This window comes from Methylobacillus flagellatus KT, from assembly GCF_000013705.1.
Classification (GTDB): Bacteria; Pseudomonadota; Gammaproteobacteria; order Burkholderiales; family Methylophilaceae; genus Methylobacillus; species Methylobacillus flagellatus.
Genome location: NC_007947.1, coordinates 1056133 through 1073869 on the forward strand (window position 1 = coordinate 1056133; position 17737 = coordinate 1073869).

The following is a 17737-nucleotide window of genomic DNA, read 5'->3' on the forward strand; positions in this document are numbered from 1 at the left end:
ATGACACCGGCTTACTGCCTGGTGCTTGAAATTCGTTTCGCTGCCCTTATATAGGCAACATTGTCGTTCAACTGCATAACGGGAGTGAGCAAGATGTCCACAGAGACACTACAGAAGGAAACCCTGGGTTTCCAGGCGGAAGTCAAACAGCTTCTGCAATTGATGATTCATTCGCTCTACAGCAATAAGGAAATCGTATTGCGCGAGTTGATTTCCAACGCCAGTGATGCCGCGGATAAGCTGCGATTCGAAGCACTGGCAGATAACAGCCTCTATGGCAATGACAGCGACCTCAAAATCCGTGTCAGCTTCGACAAGCAGGCGCGCACCATCACTATCTCCGATAACGGCATTGGCATGAGCCGCGAGGAGGTGATCAACAATATTGGCACTATTGCCAAGTCTGGCACCAAGGAATTCCTACAATCACTCACTGGCGACCAAGCCAAGGATGCCAACCTGATCGGCCAATTCGGCGTGGGCTTCTACTCTGCATTCATTATTGCCGACAAAGTGACCCTGACCACCCGCCGTGCAGGCAGCAATGAGGCTGTGCGCTGGGAGTCCACCGGCGAGGGCGATTACACCCTGGAGCCTGCCGAGAAGGAAAGCCGCGGTACAGATATCGTTCTGCATTTGCGCGAAGGCGAAGATGAGTTCCTCAACGATTGGAAACTCAAATCCATTATCCGCAAGTATTCCGACCATATCACCCTGCCCATCGTCATGAAGAAATCCGAGTGGAAGGATGGCGAGCAAGTGCCGACGGATGAGGATGAAACCGTGAACAAGGCTTCTGCCTTGTGGGCGCGCAACAAGAGTGATATTTCCGAACAAGAATACCAGGAATTCTACAAGCACGTCTCACACGATTTCGAGAACCCGTTGACTTGGAGCCATAACCGGGTGGAAGGCAAGCAGGAATACATTTCCCTGCTCTATATTCCTTCCAAGGCGCCGTTCGACCTCTATGACCGTGAGCGCCAGCACGGCATTAAGCTTTATGTGAAGCGCGTATTCATCATGGATGATGCCGAACAATTGATGCCGCAATATCTGCGCTTCGTGCGCGGCGTCATCGATAGCGCCGACCTGCCTCTGAACGTGTCGCGCGAGATCCTGCAACACTCCAAGGATATCGAGGCCATCAAGACCGCCTCCGTGAAACGCGTATTGAGCATGTTGGAAGACCTGGCCGAGAACAAGCCGGAAGAGTATGCCAAGTTCTGGAAAGAGTTTGGTCGCGTGCTCAAAGAGGGCCCAGGAGAAGATTTTGCCAACAAGGAACGCATTGCGGGTTTGTTGCGCTTCGCCAGCACGCATGCCGATACTGACGAACAGGTGGTTTCCTTCAAGGATTACATCGCCCGCATGAAGGAAGGGCAAGAGGCCATCTACTATATTACCGCTGATAGCTTTGCTGCGGCCAAGCATAGTCCGCACCTCGAAATCTTCCGCAAGAAAGGCATTGAGGTCCTGCTGCTGTCAGATCGCGTCGATGAGTGGCTGGTGAGCAGCCTGACCGAGTTCGATGGCAAGAAGCTGCAGTCTGTTGCCAAGGGCGACCTGGACTTGGGCAAGCTGGAAGATGAAGCCGAGAAGGAGCAGCAGAAAAAAACCGAGGACGAATACAAACCATTGGTCGAACGTATCCAGGCCGCACTGGGCGATAGCGTGAAAGAAGTACGCGTGACTCACCGCCTCACGGACTCCCCAGCTTGCCTGGTGGCGGGCGAACACGATCTATCCGGCAACCTGGAGCGCCTGCTCAAGGCTGCAGGCCAGAAAACGCCGGGCAGCAAGCCCATCCTCGAAATCAACCCCGATCACGGCATTGTGCAGCGCCTGAAGGATGTGACGGATGAGGCGAAATTTGCCGACTGGGCGCATCTTCTGTTTGATCAGGCATTGTTGGCAGAGGGCGGCCAGCTGGAAGACCCAGCTGCTTTCGTGCGCCGCGTGAACGCGATGCTTGCCTGAGCCCGCAACGTCAGGTCAGCATTGAAAAAACCGCCATTGGCCCTTGGTCAACGGCGGTTTTTTATTGTATAATCCGCCGCTTCGCATAAGCCGTTGAGCGTATGCGAAGGTTCGTAGTGTGCAGGTATGCTATGCCTTCGGGCGTGGTGATAGCGTCGAGCTATCCATTCCGTGCGTGATTGCCGGGGTGCAGGAAGCGAAGTGTCAGGTCAGCCTGATCAAACCAACTAATGAGGAGTTTTAAAGAATGTCTAGATTCACCGGCCCACGTCTTAAAGTAATGCGCGCACTTGGTATTGATCTGCCTGGCTTGTCCCGCAAGACCATAGAGGCACGCCCAACCCCTCCTGGCCAGCATGGTGCCAAGAATACACGCCGCAAGAAGTCCGACTTCGGTGTCAAGCTGCAGGAAAAGCAAAAGCTGCGTTTCAATTACGGCCTCTCAGAAAAGCAACTGCGTCGCCTGATGGTGGATGCGCGCAAGGGCAAATCCCCTACCGGCGAAACATTGCTGCAACTGTTGGAGCGTCGCTTGGATAATGTGGTCTTCCGCGCAGGTTTCGCACCAACGATTGCCGCTGCCCGCCAACTGGTTACCCATCGCCATGTAATGTTGAACGGCAAGTCCGTCAACATCCCCTCTATTCGCGTGCGTGTGGGTGATGAAATATCACTGAAAGCGAGCAGCACCAAACTGCCTATCGTAGTGGAAACATTGGCCAACCCACCTTTGACACGCCCTGAATGGATCTCCTGGGCTGAGCAAAGCCAGCAGGCCAAGGTTGCGCATCTGCCGGCAGCGGAAGATGTGCCGTTCCCAGTTGATGTTCAGCAGGTTGTCGAGTATTACGCTAACCGTCTGTAATTTTTGACAGGAATTTCAAAAGGCCGCAATTGCGGCCTTTTTTATTGCTGAAAGCCCGCAACATGATGCCATTCGACTTAGGGATAGCAAATAAGAATAATTAAGGAGTAGGCGTAATTAACTGATAGAATGCGTATTATTCTTGACTACATATATGAGAATAGTTATCATTTTTCGCTCGTGTTGCAGGGTGCTTGGCACCGTTGGTTGCAACCTAAACAACGAGCGGGATGATGATGAAGACAGCGAACAATTGTAGGCGTGTAGTGCTTGCTGGAGCTGAAGGATGCAGGGTGTTGTACTGTGAGGAGTGTAATGTCATGGAAATTGAAGTCGGCGCATTGAGTCTGCGCCTGGAAGATCATGCATTCAACTCGTTTGCTGAAATGATTCAGGAAGCGGCCACCCGCTTGGCAATATACACTGCCAACAAGTCCCATAGTCAATTTGCAACCAGCATCAAAAATGTCCACTGAATCTGCACTGGCACGTCTTTCAAAAGAGCAATATATTGAGGGGCAATTGAGTCAGACATCAACTCGCAATCTAGTTCCAAAGCGGACTCCCAGGACACCAGACGCACAGCACTTTTCTGTCAAGGCGTTGATTGTCACTATCTTGGTTCATGCCGCAGTGTTTACCGCATTGATCATTGCTTCCACCCGTGAGCCTCACCGGGAAGAGTCCGCGCCGCCTATCATGGTCAGTCTGGTACAGAGCCCAGAGCCTGTGCCTGAGGTAGCGATTACTGAACCGGAGCCTCAGCCTACACCTAAGCCGCCCCAGCCCAAGCCGAAACCAAAGCCCAAACCCAAGGTAGTGGATAAGCCTGTCCCCATTGAGGCTCCACAGCCTGTGGAGCAGGTGGAGGAGGTCAGGGAGGAGGTGTCGGAGCCACAACCGCAGGAAGCGCAGCAGGCCCCTTCGCAGGCGCCAGTCCAAGATGCGCCAGTGGTTGCTGAAAGGATAGAGCCGGTGCCGCCGCCAGAGCCAAAAGAACAGCCTATCCCGGAAGTGGCGATCAGCGGGGTCTCGTATTCGCACCAGGAAATTCCTGTTTATCCTGCCATGTCCAGGAGGCTGGGAGAACAAGGGGTCGTGATGTTGCGGATACTGATTTCTGAAACGGGCGTGCCTGAGTCCATTGAGATTGAAAGCAGCAGTGGTTCGGAGCGTCTCGACAAGGCTGCACTGGAGGCGACCAAGAAATCGAGGTTCAATCCATACAAGCGTAACAACAAGCCGATGAAGGTCTCCGTGATTGCGCCCGTCCGGTTCTCAATTGCGGATTAGCAAGTTCAACCAGGTTAGTCACACTTTAAATAAATAGGATTAATGCAATATGGAAAATGCATACGAATTTAACAGCTTGGATTTCATTTTGGACGGTGGCCCGGTTTCCATCCTGGTTGCAGTGGTGCTTGTCTTCATGTCGGTGGCAAGCTGGTATCTCATGGTGGTGAAGTTCTATCAGGCCTTGACCATTCGCAGCGCTAACCGGGAATACAGCAACAGTTTCTGGCAGGCATCCTCGATTGAGTCGGCATTGCGCCATGACAGCGGCGAGACCATTGTTTCCCGCGTCGCGAACCAGGCAGTGGATGCAGCCGAGCACCACCAGTCTCATGTCGGCAGCAACGTGGAAGATGCCTGCAACAAAGATGAATTCATTGCCCGTGCCATGCGCCGTCAGATTTCCGCTGAGAGCGAACGTCTTGATTATGGCTTGACCATGCTGGCATCGGTAGGCAGTGTCGCGCCTTTTGTCGGTTTGTTCGGTACGGTATGGGGTATTTACCATGCGTTGGCGAGTATTAGCCAAAGCGGGCAGGCGACTCTGGACAAGGTGGCCGGTCCGGTGGGTGAAGCCTTGATTATGACGGCTTTAGGCCTGGCGGTGGCGATTCCTGCCGTCTTGGCCTATAACGCGCTGGTGCGCCGCAATCGCCTGATTCTGAGCGAGGTCGAGGCTTTCGCTAATGACTTGCACATTTTGTTGACCACTGGCGCTCCATTGAATCCCAGCAGCAAGACCACGGCAGGCGTGGCCGCTGTCCGTACTGGAGCCAAGCTGAAAGAGGTGACAGCATGATGGCAGGCGGTGGAGTCGGTGGCGCGGAGGGCGGCAACCGTCCCATGTCGGAGATCAATACCACGCCGCTTGTAGATGTGATGCTGGTATTGCTGGTGATCTTCATCATCACCGCTCCCTTGTTGACTCATGCGGTCAAGATTGATTTGCCCCAGGCGACCAGTCAGCCTTCCCCGGAAAAGCCTGATATTATCGATATCGCGATTGATGGTGCTGGCACCATGTATTGGAATGACCAGGCCGTTACACTCGAAGAGCTGAATGCCAGGCTGCATGAGGTGGCTGACAAGGACCCTCAGCCGGAGCTGCATATCCGTGCAGACAAGGAGACAAGGTATCAAGTGCTTGCTGAAGTCATGGCGTATGCCCAGAATGCAGGTGTACAAAAGCTGGGTTTCGTGAGTGATCCCACTCCAAAGTAACTTTAGGTGTGTAAAGTAAAAAGCCGGCGATGACCGGCTTTTTACTTTTTTGTCACTCAGTTCCCCTGATAAGGTCTCATTTCAATCCGCTTCTTGCCATCACTGTTCAACTTTCTGCCACTATTGTAGTCTTGTAAAGAGTTCACCTGTTGTAAGCGCGTGGAGTTGGTCATGCGCGCAATACGACTCCCGGATGGCCTGATTTTTGCTCGCTGAACAATGAGAGTGCTAGGTTCGCGAGAATTTCATGTTGGTCATTCAATATGGGTTCCCACACTCAAGCCAACGGGTGGCATTTTGTAAACTCACATGGAAAGACGCCAATGACTGCTGCAAAAGAATCTAACAAGCCGAAAGCCTCCACGCTTGTGATTACCACCGAGAAGACCCCGATAGCACAAGCATTGCAGAATCACCTGATTTTTTCTGCGTTCAAGACCAGTGAAGCTTCCACGCCCCGTGACTGGTATGTGGCGACCGGATATACCATACGTGACCATGTCGTCGAACGCTGGGTCAAAACTGCTGAGGCATACAATGCCCAGGATCCTAAGCGAGTGTATTACCTTTCTCTGGAGTTCCTGCTTGGCCGCATGCTGCAAAATGCTGCACTGAATCTGGGCATCGAGGGTGAAGTGGCTGAGGGCTTGAAGACGCTGGGACACAAACTGGAGGATGTCGTCGAGCTGGAAAACGATGCTGCGCTGGGAAATGGCGGCTTAGGGCGCTTGGCTGCGTGCTTCTTGGACTCCATGGCGAGCATGGATATTCCTGGGACAGGCTATGGCATCCGCTATGAATATGGGATGTTCCGCCAGTCAATCAGCCAGGGGCAACAGGTGGAAAATCCAGACAATTGGCTGCGGTACGGCAATATCTGGGAGTTTCAACGACCAGAAAGCCAGTATCCAGTAAGGTTTTATGGCAGGGTGGTGGAGTTCCCGACTGCCAAGGGCATGGAATACCACTGGGTGGATGCGGAAAGCGTGCTCGCCATTGCCTATGACATGCCGGTACCAGGCTACGACACAGAGACCGTGAACACCCTCCGCTTATGGTCGGCCAAGGCGGCGCGTGAATTCGATCTTGCGCATTTCAACGAAGGCAACTATGAAAAGGCCGTCGAAGAGCGTAATGCCTACGAGAATATCTCCAAGGTGCTTTATCCTAACGATACCTCCGTATTGGGTAAGGAGCTGCGCCTGAAGCAACAGTATTTCTTCGTTTCGGCCTCGATCCAGGATATCTTGCGCCGCTTCTTGGCCAAGCACGACGATTGGAGCGTGTTGCCGGACAAGGTGGCGATCCAGCTCAACGATACGCATCCCGCGATTGCCGTGGCCGAGCTGATGTATCAGCTGGTGGATGTGCATCACCTGGACTGGGACAAGGCATGGAAAATCAGTGAAAAGGTATTTGCCTATACCAACCATACCTTGATGCCGGAAGCACTCGAGACCTGGTCGGTGGAGATGTTCGGCAGGCTACTGCCACGGCATTTGGGTATCATCTACCGTATCAATCATGAGTTCCTGCAGATGGTAAACCACAAATTCCCTGGCGATACCGATTTGCTCAGGCGCGTGTCTATTATTGATGAGGAGCATGGACGCCGCGTGCGCATGGCGCACCTAGCCGTAATTGGCAGCCATACCGTCAACGGGGTGGCTGCCTTGCACAGCGAGCTGTTGAAATCGACCTTGTTTGCCGATTTCAACCGCATTTTCCCCGGGCGCTTCATCAATATTACCAATGGCATTACCCCCCGTCGCTGGCTCAATCAATGCAATCCCGGATTGACCAAGCTGTTGGAAAGCGTCATCGGCAAGGATTTCCACCATGACCTCTATAAGCTGCGCGCATTGGAGCCATTGGCTGACGATGCCGATTTCCGTAAAGCGTTCCATGCGGTGAAATTGGCGAACAAGGAGCGGCTTGCCAAGCGGATTGAGCAAGTGACAGGCGTCAGGCTCAACCCTGCTGCCTTGTTCGATGTGCAGATCAAGCGCATACATGAATACAAGCGCCAGCTGCTGAATGTGCTTCACATCGTGACCTTGTACAACCGTATCCGTAGCGGGCATGTCAAGGACATCACGCCACGCGCCGTGATTTTTGGTGGCAAGGCAGCGCCGGGCTATTGGATGGCCAAGCTCATTATCCGCTTGATCAACGACGTGGCTTCTATTGTCAATGAGGATCCTGCCGTGGGGGATAAGCTCAAGGTCGTGTTCTACCCGAATTACGAGGTGTCGGCAGCGGAGCTTTTGTTTCCGGGTAGCGATCTTTCCGAACAAATATCCACCGCCGGCACCGAGGCGTCGGGCACCGGCAACATGAAAATGGCCCTGAATGGCGCCCTTACCATCGGAACGCTGGATGGTGCCAATGTGGAAATCCGCGAGGAGGTCGGGGAGGACAATATTTTCATTTTCGGCCTGACCACCCAACAAGTGGCGGAGCTGAAAGCCAATCATTACAACCCGTGGGACTACTACCATGGCAACCCCGAGTTGAAGCAGGCTCTGGACATGATCACCAACGGCTTTTTCTCCGTCGATGAACCAGATCGTTATCGTGCCATCGGGGAGGCTTTGCTGCAAAACGGGGATCAATACCTGCTGCTGGCCGATTATGCGAGTTATATCGACACCCAGGATGCGGTGGGCCAGCTATACAGGGACAAGGATGAGTGGAACCGTCGGGCGATCCTCAATGTCGCGCGTATCGGCAAGTTCTCGAGTGATCGCACCATTGGTGAGTACGTAGAGAAAGTCTGGCACGTCAAACCCGTGCAACATTAAGCGGCAATACTTGTGCGCATGGTTGTGTGTTGCGGAGTAAAATGCTGAGCTAACCTTGTGGACCATCTTCTGGGAGGAACCATGCGTCATCTTGTGACTGCATTATCATTTGCCATTTTTTCCACCCATGCGGCTGCGCTGGATCTGGGCAGCATCAGCAATGCCGATGCCAGCCAGGGACTCAAGCAGGCGCTGATGCAAGGGGCAGAGCGCGCGGTCACCCAGCTGGGACAGGCCGGGGGATTTCTCGATAACCCGGAGGTCAGGATTCCTCTGCCTGAATCTATGCAGAAGGCAGAAAAGGCCATGCGCATGTTCGGCATGGGCAAGCAGGCGGACGAGCTGGTACTGAAAATGAACCAGGCCGCGGAAGCCGCAGTCCCTGAAGCCAAGGCATTGCTCGTGAATTCAGTCAAACAGATGAGTGTGCAGGACGCCAAGGATATTCTGACTGGCGGGCAGGATTCTGCCACACAGTATTTTCGCAGAACCACGTCAGCCTCGATGGCGGAGAAATTCCTGCCTATCGTGAAAAACGCAACGCAAAATGTGGAGCTGGCACAGCAATACAATAAGTTTGCCGAAATGGGCAGCAAGTACGGATTGGTCGGCAAGGACCAGGCCAACATTGAGCAGTATGTCACCCAGAAGGCGCTAGACGGGGTTTATCGTATGATGGCCGAGGAGGAAAAGGCCATCCGCCAGGATCCGATGGGGCAGGCCAGCAATCTGCTCAAGAAAGTTTTCAGCGCCGTTAAGTAACCTTGCTTTTTTATCTCCCGGCGCCTGAGAGAGAACTAACGCCGGGAAAGTGTTCTAACCACATATTTGTGATGCGGGGAGGAACATGCAAGCAGGGACTGTCTATATCATTCACGGATACCAGGCTTCGCCGGAAAGCCATTGGTTCCCATGGATCAAGCAGGCGTTGGAAAGCCAGGGCTTCAGGGTCTTAGTGCCTGCGTTGCCGGCATCTGACCGTCCTGAAATGGAGGGCTGGCTTGACTGCCTGCATGCGCATGTTGTCCAGCCGGATCAGCATACCTATTTTGTCGGACACAGTCTGGGTTGCATCACCTTGCTGCGTTTCCTTGAGCAGCATGAGCAGCCGGTAGGCGGCATGGCGTTGGTATCGGGGTTTGCCGAGCCGTTGAGTTTTCTGCCGGCGCTGGATGCATTCACCGCAGCACCGCTTGATGTGGAAAAGCTGATCAGCCTGGTTCCCCGACGCCTGGTGTTGGCCGCTCAGGATGATTATATCGTGCCTTATCCCTATTCGTTGCGGCTCGCGGAGAAGCTTGATGCTGCATGGGAGTTGTTTGAACGCGGAGGCCATTTCATGGCACAAGATGGATTTACCGAGTTTCCAGCACTATATGACATGATTGTCGGCATGCGTGGTACATCAGATCAGTGACACTTTCCCCTGGCGCCATTGCTCTGCATTGACGCACCAAGGTCTATTTCCTGCGACAGGGCAACTGTGATGGACACCTTGCTGAGATGTGTTCGCTGTGCCAAGCCCTATTGCAAAAAGGAGGAAACATGAAGAAAGTTACCCAGCATGTCATTCCGGCGGTACGCGTCGCGTCATATGCATTAAGCAGGCCGTATTATGAAAAGCTCGGGTTTCGTGAATTGTGGACGCACCAGTTTGAACCTGGACATCCTGTTTTTGCCGCCATTGCCCGTGGTGATATGCAGATATTCCTGACCGAGCATGTCGGGGACTGTGCTTTCGGTGCGCTGGTGCATTTTTATGTGGACGATGTCGATGCAGTACATGCGGAGTTCGTGAGACAGGGCTTGCATGTCACAGAGCCGCCCGGCAACGACTTGGGGCCTAGTGTACGCAATATGCTGATGGTCGATCCGGATGGCAACCGCCTGAGTTTTATTACCGTGACCGAGCTGTGATATATGCAGCATTGGATATACTTGGGAATTGCCATCACGGCTGAAGTGGTGGCGACATCGGCGCTCAAGGCCAGCGACGGTTTCACGCAATTATTGCCCAGCACGCTGGTGATCGTTGGCTATGCGACGGCATTTTATTTTCTCGCTTTGACGTTGCGCAGCATTCCGGTTGGAGTAGCCTATGCGGTCTGGTCGGGACTGGGCATTGTGCTGGTTTCAGTGATTGCCTCGTTGCTGTATGGACAGAAACTTGACTTGCCTGCAGTGATCGGGATGGCGTTGATCATCGCGGGCGTGGTGGTCATGCAGTTGTTTTCCAGGACAACAGGGCATTAAGGTATATTTGTTGTTAGATTGATCAATGGGTATTGCCCTTTTGAATGAAAGGAATGGATTGTGGCCGCACCATGGCTGACTGTATTGAAAGTGGTTCCCTGGGTCGAGGTGATCCGCAAGGCGCCGGAGATTGCCGAGGGTGCCAGGAAGTTTTGGCATGCCGTCTCCGGCAAGCAGAATCATCATGAGCCCCCGGTATACGATGTGCCTTACAGTGAGTTGCCAAGCGATGATGACAAGGAAGCGCGCATCCAGTCGCTCGAAGTGCGCATTGCCCAATTGCAGACCCAGATGGTGGAATCCTCGAAGCTGCTCAAGACCTTGGCAGACCAGAATGAGCAGTTGGTTGCCAAGCTGGAGGATGGCCGACGCCGGGTGGCACGCCTATCCAGGATCGTCATGGTCCTGGTGATTGCCATGCTGGCGGTTTCAGCATGGATTTGGCACTTGCCACCGATGGCGGCATAGTACCTGACATCATGTTATTGGCGGGATACGCCCTTACTGCCCTGGTCGCGCTATTAACGGCGGGATCCCTGGTGCGCCGCAGCGAATGGTGGTTCCGGGGGCTTGATTTCCCGCGACTGCAGATCATGACGCTCGGGATGCTGGCATTGCTCGGGCTGGTGCTGCCCGATGCCGAGTGGTCACCGATGCGCTGGGTGGCGCTGGCGGTCCTGATGTTGGCATTGGCCCACCAACTGCGCATGGTCTTGCCTTATACCTTTCTGTTTCCGCAGGAAGTGAAATCGATCAGACCCAAGCATTACCGCCGCGACAGGCAAATTTCCTTGATCGTCGCCAATGTGCTGATGACCAATCACCAGCATTTCAAGTTGATTCAACAGGTCAGGTCACTTCGGCCTGACTTGCTGCTAACCCTGGAGACTGACCGGGTGTGGGAGCAGGCACTGACAGCAATCGAGCCTGAATACCCCTATGTGGTGCGTGCGCCGATGGATAATCTGTATGGCATGCATTTATATAGCCGCTTGCCATTACGTGATGCCGAGGTCAAATTCCTGCTCAGCCCGGAAATCCCTTCCATCCATGCCACGGTGATGCTGCCATGCGGTGCCCCGGTCAAGCTGTATTGCCTGCATCCAGAACCGCCCAGCCCGACCGAGGCACCGGATTCCGTCCTGCGGGATGCCGAGCTGTTGATTGTCGGGGATGCTGTGAGTGACACCGAGGAGAGCGTGATTGTCATGGGAGACCTCAATGACGTGGCCTGGTCGCGCACGACGCGGTTGTTCCAGCGCGTGAGCGGATTGCTGGACCCGCGCAAGGGGCGTCACCATATCAGTACCTACCATTCGGATTATCCGTTCATGCGCTGGGCGCTTGACCATATCTTTCACAGCCCGGACTTCGGCCTGATCAAGATGCAGCGCCTGCCACACATCGGTTCGGACCATTTTCCCGTGCTGACCCATTTGCAGCTTGAGCGCCATCTGGAGCACGTTCAGGCACTCGAAGAAACATCGGATGCAGAAGAACAGGAGGCTCAGGATAAAGTGGAGGAAGGCATGGAAAAATCGGAGCAATCCGGCTTCAAGCCGCTTGGGCCGATGTGATGCGGTTGCGGCCCTGATGCTTGGATTGATAGAGCGCCGAGTCGGCTCGCGCCATGAGCTGGTGCAGCGAGCCGCTTAGCTGGTCACTTTCGGTGACTGCAATGCCTATACTCAAGGTCACCGCCAGCCCATCGGGTTTCACTCTGTCAGTCTCCTGTGCAAACGCGTTTTGCAGCCGTCCAGCCACATCCCTGGCCTCCTTCTCGCCGCTCGAGGGGAGAATGATGACGAATTCGTCACCCCCCTGGCGTGCAAACAGGTCGGAGCTGCGCAATTGGTGGTGCACGATATCCGCAAAGCTTCGCAGCAGTTCGTCGCCGAATGCATGTCCCAGCTGGTCATTGACTTGCTTGAAGTGGTCGATGTCCACCAATAGCAAGGCAGTGAACGGATGGCTGTCGGAATGGCGGCGCATGGTGTTGTTTTCCAGGGCGCGCTTGAGTCCTTCGCGATTGAGGGCGCCGGTGAGCGGGTCTCGTAAGGCGCGGCCGATCCAGTTGCGGTTGATGCGTTCCATGATCATAAGCAGCATCGACATATTCCACAACGGACCGATGCTGGCCGCCAAGAGGATGACCCACATGCTCATGCCTCCGGACGAGAAAATCGAATCCCCTCCCAGGTGATAGGTGAGGCTGGCCAGTATGCGCATGCCCAACACGAGAGCTGCGAGTGTAAATATCCCGAAAACCAGGTAGGCCGACACGATGTCCTCTTCGCGTGCGATCTGTTTGGTGATCTTGGCCACCCGCAGGGCATAGTAACCACAGGCAACCGAGCTGAGCGCGGTTCTCTCATTGTAGTAACTATCTGCGTTCTGCATCATCAGGAACAAGCCCGCAATCAACCCCAGGAATAGCAAATGCGGCCACCACGTCATGTTTCGGTGATGCAGGCCCTGTGCCGTGGCCATCAAGAGAAAATAGCCGATGATGACCAGCATATTGGCGACTGCGATACTATAGAAGTCAGGCACAATGTCGCGAAAGGTGAGCAGCAGAATCCCTGCGCCTGTGCATAAATTGCTGATTCCCCAATATTTCAGCCAGCGGTCAAAACGCCCCGTCAGGGCGAGGATGGATAACACCGCACCTGTGGTCGTGGCGAATAGGCCGACTAGAAAGTAAATGGTTTTGACGTCAAGCTGCGGCATTGGTGAATGCAATAGGCCTATTGGAAACAAGTGATTATAGCGGTTTACCCTTGAGCTAAGCGCTGATCCACGATCTTTCTCGAAATCCGTGGCCGGGGGAAGGGAAGGTCAGGTTAGTACCGATGCGTTCAGCCTCTTTGCGCAGTGATAATTTTCCGTGCGGCAGCTCTCGACAGGCAGGGCCTGGAAGCTGCCACCTTGCCAGGCAGTCCTTGTCAAGGCCATCGGCATTATCTGTCTTCTGTGCTGGAAACATTCTGCCGCCCTATGGACATAGGTATTTCATGAAAAAAGAGTACATATAGGCACTCAATTTGCGCAAAGACGCGGTATCTTCCAGTCAACATTGCTGACGGGTTTGCTTTTCTTCATAGATGTCGAGCCCACTGCAGGTGTGGGGGGCTGACGGCGAACGCGCATGGATGGCCGGTTGGCAGTGATCAAGCTGATTGTGCATGGCATTGACGGTTCAGCCAAGCTTTGGCAAGCGGGGTACCTGTCCAGCAGTTTGAGCGGGTAGGCATGCTGTCGCGGGCGGCAGCGGAAAGCCGCTTATCCTTGGCCGTCAAAGCGCTAAGGGGGTGCATAATCTGGTAAAATCCCGCTTTTGCCATCACTTCGAATTTCTTCATGTCCAGCCCAATGATCAGTCTTCGTGGCAGTGCCGCTTTATCTCCGTTCCGTATCGAGAAAATCCTGGCTGCGCTGAAAGGTTCAGCGCCGCGCATCACGCATTTGTACGCAGAATTCTGGCATTTCGCCTGGTCTGACCAGCCACTGAGCGAGGCGCAGCAGGAGGTGTTGAAGCAGATCCTGACCTATGGACCGCGCATGAGCGAAGAGGCGCCGGCGGGCGAGCTGTTCCTGGTGATTCCGCGCCCCGGGACGATTTCTCCCTGGTCCTCACGCGCCACGGATATTGCGCGCCATTGCGGCATCGAGGCCATCCAGCGCCTGGAACGCGGCATTGCGTTTTACGCTGCCACTGCCGATGGCAGCCCGCTCACGGATGCGGAAAAAGCTGCATTGCGACCTTTGATTCATGACCGCATGACAGAGGCGGTGTTTGCCTCCCTGACAGATGCGCAAAAGCTGTATCACACGGCAGAGCCCGCGCCCTTATCCACTGTGGATATCCTCTCCGGCGGCAAGGCCGCGCTGGAGGCCGCGAATGCCGAGATGGGCCTGGCGCTTTCCCCGGATGAGGTGGATTACCTGATAGAGAATTTCCAACGCATGGGCCGCAACCCGACCGATGTGGAACTGATGATGTTTGCACAGGCCAATTCCGAGCACTGTAGGCATAAGATTTTCAATGCAGACTGGGTGATCGACGGTGTGGCACAGGCACAGTCTCTGTTCGGCATGATTCGCAATACACACAAGCTCAACCCTGGCAAGACGGTAGTGGCCTATGCCGACAATGCATCCATCGTCGAGGGTGGCAAGACCAAGCGCTTCTATCCGCTGGCGGATGGCCAATACGGCTTTGTGGAAGAGGATATGCATTTCCTCATGAAAGTGGAAACCCATAACCACCCGACCGCGATCTCGCCATTTGCGGGTGCCGCGACCGGTGCGGGCGGAGAAATACGCGACGAGGGTGCGACCGGATCCGGCTCCAAGCCCAAGGCCGGCCTGACCGGTTTCTCGGTGTCCAATCTGCATATCCCCGGCTTCAAGCAGCCCTGGGAGCATAACAATGGCAAGCCCGACCGCATCGCTTCGGCATTGCAGATCATGGTGGACGGCCCGTTGGGCGGGGCGGCCTACAACAATGAGTTCGGCCGTCCGAATATCGCAGGTTATTTCCGCACCCTGGAAATTGAGTCCGCAGGAGAAATTCGCGGCTATCACAAGCCCATCATGCTTGCGGGCGGTGTGGGCAATATCTCTGCCAGGCATGCGAAGAAGAACCCGATTCCCCCGGGGGCGGCGCTGATCCAACTAGGTGGCCCCGCGATGCTGATCGGCCTGGGGGGCGGTGCGGCATCAAGCATGGATACCGGGGCTAATACCGAGAACCTGGATTTCGATTCCGTGCAGCGCGGCAACCCCGAGCTGGAGCGCCGTGCGCAGGAGGTCATTGACCGTTGCTGGCAGTTGGGCGACAAGAACCCGATCCTGAGCATACACGACGTCGGCGCCGGCGGCATTTCCAATGCCTTCCCTGAGCTGGTGAACGATGCCGGCGTGGGCGCGAGGTTCCAGTTGCGCGATGTGCACAACGAGGAGCCCGGCATGTCGCCGCGCGAAATATGGAGCAATGAGGCGCAGGAGCGCTACGTGATGGCGGTACGCAAGGAGGATTTGCCATTGTTTGCGGAAATCTGCGAACGCGAGCGCTGCCCATTTGCCGTGGTAGGCGAGGCGACCGAGGAGAAGCGCCTGGTCGTGTCCGATCGTCATTTCGGCAATACCCCGGTGGACATGGATTTGTCCGTGTTGCTGGGCAAGCCGCCCAAAATGACGCGGGACGTCCAGCATGTGGCGCGTGAGCTGCCAGCCTTCGATCATTCCCGCATCGACTTGAAGGAAGCTGCCCAGCGTGTGCTGCGCCTGCCTGGCGTGGCGGACAAGACTTTCCTGATCACCATTGGTGACCGCTCTGTGACCGGCATGATCGCGCGCGACCAGATGGTCGGTCCCTGGCAAGTGCCAGTGGCTGATGTCGCAGTGACACTGGATGGTTTCGAGACTTATCGCGGCGAGGCCTTCGCCATCGGTGAAAAAGCGCCCCTGGCGCTGATTGACGCACCTGCTTCGGGCCGCATGGCGATTGGCGAGGCGATTACCAATATCGCTGCCAGCCTGATCGAGGATATTGCAGACCTCAAGCTTTCCGCCAACTGGATGGCGCCTGCCGGCCACCCGGGTGAAGATGCTGCCTTGTTCGATACCGTCAAGGCCGTGGGTATGGAGTTGTGTCCGCAACTGGGCATCAGCATTCCGGTCGGCAAGGATTCCATGTCCATGAAGACCGTGTGGGAAGAGCGCAATGAAAAGAAGGCGGTGACTGCGCCTATATCGCTGGTGGTCACTGCCTTTGCCCCAACGGCCGATGCGCGTAAGACCTTGACGCCGCAGCTGCGCACTGACTTGGGCGATACCCGCCTGCTCCTGATCGACCTGGGTGCGGGCAGGAATCGCCTGGGTGGCTCTGCCCTTGCGCAGGTCTATGGCAGTGTCGGCAATGTGGCACCGGATGTCGAGGATGCGGACAGCCTCAAGCATTTTTTCAATGCCGTACAGAAGCTTAACCGTGAAGGCCGCCTCTTGGCCTATCATGACCGATCCGATGGCGGCTTGTTTGCCACTGTGGTGGAAATGGCCTTTGCCGGACGTACCGGCCTGGAGCTCGACATTGCCAGCCTTGGCGAGGATGCCGTGGCAGTGCTCTATAACGAAGAACTGGGTGCCGTATTGCAGGTGCGTGCTGCCGACCTGGACGCCATTACCGCCGAGCTGGAGACAACCCTGCGCGGTAAGGTCCATGTGATCGGCGCGCCTGCCAGCCATGGCGATATTGTGATCCGGCAAGGCACTAAGCTGGTGTTTGCCGAAAGCCGCGTGGCATTGCACCGTGCCTGGTCGGAAACTACCTACCAGATGCAGAAGCTCCGCGACAATCCAGTATGCGCGCAGCAGGAATATGACCGCTTGTTGGACGAGCGCGATGCCGGCCTGCATGCCAAGCTCACCTTCGACATCAACGAGAATATTGCCGCACCTTATATCGCTTCGGGCGCGCGCCCCAAGATGGCGATCCTGCGCGAACAGGGCGTCAATGGGCAGGTGGAGATGGCGGCGGCATTCGATCGCGCTGGCTTCAATGCTTTCGATGTGCACATGAGCGACATTATCAGCGGGCGTGTCAGCCTCAAGGATTTCGCCGGCTTCGTTGCCTGTGGCGGCTTTTCCTACGGAGACGTGCTCGGTGCCGGTGAGGGCTGGGCCAAGTCCATCTTGTTCAATCCGCGTGCGCGCGACGAGTTTACCGCATTCTTCAACCGGACGGATTCGTTCGCGCTGGGCGTCTGCAACGGTTGCCAGATGATGAGCAACCTGCACAGCATTATTCCCGGTGCCGGGCACTGGCCGCATTTTGTGCGTAACCGTTCCGAGCAGTTCGAAGCACGTGTCGCCATGGTGGAAGTGCTGGACTCGCCATCGCTGTTCTTCAACGGTATGGCTGGCAGCCGGATGCCGATCGCCGTGGCGCATGGCGAAGGGTATGCCGAATTTGCCGATGCAGCAGCGCAGCAACGCGCACAAGATGCGCGATTGGTGACGCTGCGCTATGTCGATAATAGCGGGCTTCCGACCGAAGTATATCCATTTAACCCGAATGGCTCGCCTCAGGGAATTACCGGCCTGACTACCGCTGATGGCCGTTTCAGTATTATGATGCCTCATCCTGAACGGGTTTTCCGCACCGTGCAGCACTCCTGGCATCCCGATGGTTGGGGTGAGGATGGGCCGTGGATTCGGATGTTCCGCAATGCCAGGAAGTTCATTGGCTAGCGGTCAACAACGAGTATTAGATGTGCGTTAGGCATGTCAGCATGCGGTGCGAATTTCCGTACCCTGC

General features: G+C 55.4%; 16 protein-coding genes. 14 read left to right on the forward strand and 2 right to left on the reverse strand.

The features are described 5' to 3' along the window. The first annotated feature begins 93 nt into the window (after positions 1–93). From htpG to MFLA_RS05270, 13 genes are all read left to right on the forward strand, one after another. On the forward strand, positions 94–1980 hold the full coding sequence (gene htpG / locus MFLA_RS05210; RefSeq protein WP_011479238.1) for a molecular chaperone HtpG: 1887 nt from the start codon (positions 94–96) through the stop codon (positions 1978–1980). Positions 1981–2227: 247 nt separating this feature from the next. Continuing rightward, positions 2228–2845, forward strand: a complete 618-nt coding sequence (rpsD, locus tag MFLA_RS05215) for a 30S ribosomal protein S4 (RefSeq protein ID WP_011479239.1) — start codon at positions 2228–2230, stop codon at positions 2843–2845. Between the two features lie 320 nt (positions 2846–3165). Next, on the forward strand, positions 3166–3321 hold the full coding sequence (locus tag MFLA_RS05220; RefSeq protein ID WP_229407177.1) for a hypothetical protein: 156 nt from the start codon (positions 3166–3168) through the stop codon (positions 3319–3321). Then, positions 3311–4138: an energy transducer TonB gene (locus tag MFLA_RS05225; protein ID WP_011479241.1), complete on the forward strand. Its 828-nt coding sequence runs from the start codon at positions 3311–3313 to the stop codon at positions 4136–4138. Before MFLA_RS05220 ends, MFLA_RS05225 begins: the two co-directional genes overlap by 11 nt. Positions 4139–4187: 49 nt before the next feature. Further along, complete coding sequence (locus MFLA_RS05230) at positions 4188–4937, forward strand: MotA/TolQ/ExbB proton channel family protein (protein WP_011479242.1); 750 nt, start codon at positions 4188–4190, stop codon at positions 4935–4937. Beyond that, on the forward strand, positions 4937–5359 hold the full coding sequence (locus MFLA_RS05235) for an ExbD/TolR family protein (RefSeq protein WP_048811859.1): 423 nt from the start codon (positions 4937–4939) through the stop codon (positions 5357–5359). The genes MFLA_RS05230 and MFLA_RS05235 overlap by 1 nt, the downstream gene beginning before the upstream one ends. A 323-nt stretch (positions 5360–5682) precedes the next feature. After that, positions 5683–8163, forward strand: coding sequence for a glycogen/starch/alpha-glucan phosphorylase (locus MFLA_RS05240; protein ID WP_048811569.1), 2481 nt, complete (start codon positions 5683–5685; stop codon positions 8161–8163). A gap of 81 nt (positions 8164–8244) precedes the next feature. Beyond that, positions 8245–8925, forward strand: coding sequence for a DUF4197 domain-containing protein (locus tag MFLA_RS05245; RefSeq protein WP_011479245.1), 681 nt, complete (start codon positions 8245–8247; stop codon positions 8923–8925). Between the two features lie 85 nt (positions 8926–9010). Next, positions 9011–9580 carry an RBBP9/YdeN family alpha/beta hydrolase gene (locus MFLA_RS05250; RefSeq protein WP_011479246.1) on the forward strand — a complete coding sequence of 190 codons (570 nt, stop codon included), beginning with the start codon at positions 9011–9013 and terminating at the stop codon, positions 9578–9580. A gap of 128 nt (positions 9581–9708) precedes the next feature. Beyond that, entirely contained in the window at positions 9709–10080 is a 372-nt protein-coding gene (locus MFLA_RS05255) for a glyoxalase superfamily protein (protein WP_011479247.1), read from the forward strand. 3 nt (positions 10081–10083) lie between these two features. Continuing rightward, entirely contained in the window at positions 10084–10416 is a 333-nt protein-coding gene (locus MFLA_RS05260; protein ID WP_011479248.1) for a DMT family transporter, read from the forward strand. A 60-nt stretch (positions 10417–10476) separates the two neighbouring features. Then, positions 10477–10884, forward strand: a complete 408-nt coding sequence (locus tag MFLA_RS05265) for a bZIP transcription factor (protein ID WP_011479249.1) — start codon at positions 10477–10479, stop codon at positions 10882–10884. Then, complete coding sequence (locus MFLA_RS05270; protein ID WP_229407185.1) at positions 10851–11993, forward strand: endonuclease/exonuclease/phosphatase family protein; 1143 nt, start codon at positions 10851–10853, stop codon at positions 11991–11993. Before MFLA_RS05265 ends, MFLA_RS05270 begins: the two co-directional genes overlap by 34 nt. On the opposite strand, the gene MFLA_RS05275 is transcribed toward MFLA_RS05270, so the two are convergent. Continuing rightward, complete coding sequence (locus tag MFLA_RS05275; protein ID WP_011479251.1) at positions 11971–13146, reverse strand: GGDEF domain-containing protein; 1176 nt, start codon at positions 13144–13146, stop codon at positions 11971–11973. The two genes, MFLA_RS05270 and MFLA_RS05275, sit on opposite strands and share 23 nt — an antisense overlap. 440 nt (positions 13147–13586) lie before the next feature. Next, positions 13587–13778 (reverse strand): hypothetical protein, encoded by a 192-nt coding sequence (locus MFLA_RS14450; protein WP_195742090.1) that lies wholly within the window; start codon positions 13776–13778, stop codon positions 13587–13589. Between MFLA_RS14450 and purL the strand changes: the two genes are divergently transcribed. After that, positions 13777–17670 (forward strand): phosphoribosylformylglycinamidine synthase, encoded by a 3894-nt coding sequence (purL, locus tag MFLA_RS05280; RefSeq protein WP_011479252.1) that lies wholly within the window; start codon positions 13777–13779, stop codon positions 17668–17670. The genes MFLA_RS14450 and purL overlap by 2 nt on opposite strands. Positions 17671–17737: the final 67 nt, after the last annotated feature.